The sequence below is a fragment of the Streptococcus oralis genome (assembly GCF_001578945.1).
In the GTDB taxonomy this organism is placed as follows: Bacteria; Bacillota; Bacilli; order Lactobacillales; family Streptococcaceae; genus Streptococcus; species Streptococcus oralis_Q.
This window is the reverse complement of sequence record NZ_KQ969606.1, coordinates 1-483: the sequence shown is the minus strand read 5'-3', so window position 1 is coordinate 483 and position 483 is coordinate 1. Positions and strand designations below refer to the sequence as shown.

The window sequence follows — 483 nt, the reverse complement described above, 5'->3', positions numbered from 1 at the left end:
GGGGCTGGTTGCATGGGCACAAAGCAGGTAAATGATGACGGAATAAATCTGCGCTGCAACTAAAAGTCTATGATTCCCTACCTTATCGCCAAGTTTTCCTAGAATTCCAGCACTCATCATGCTAGAAAATCCCATGCTGGATACGATTAATCCTGATACAAAGAGGAGATTTTCAGTCTGCCCTAAGTCCCGCACATAGAGAGCCAGAATGGGGCCAATTGATTGAGCTGAAAATTGAATGACAAAGCTCGTCAAAAATAGATTCACTAAAAGCCTAGGATACTTGAAAGAAGAAAATACTTCTTTCGTTGGGATAGCCTTCTCCTTAGTAACTGGCTGAAAATCTTCCTTGATAAAGAAAATGGTTAGGATTGCAGCCAAAAATAAGAAAGCACCTACCAATAAAAAGACATTACGAATGCCAAAAATTTCAGCAATAAAGCCTCCAACAAAGGGACCCGTCAGTGTTCCTGCAACAACACC

1 protein-coding gene is annotated in these 483 nt (G+C 41.2%); it reads right to left on the bottom strand.

The window, feature by feature from the left end:
- A partial coding sequence (locus SORDD16_RS09995; protein ID WP_128973517.1) for an MFS transporter occupies positions 1-483 on the bottom strand: 483 nt, incomplete at both ends.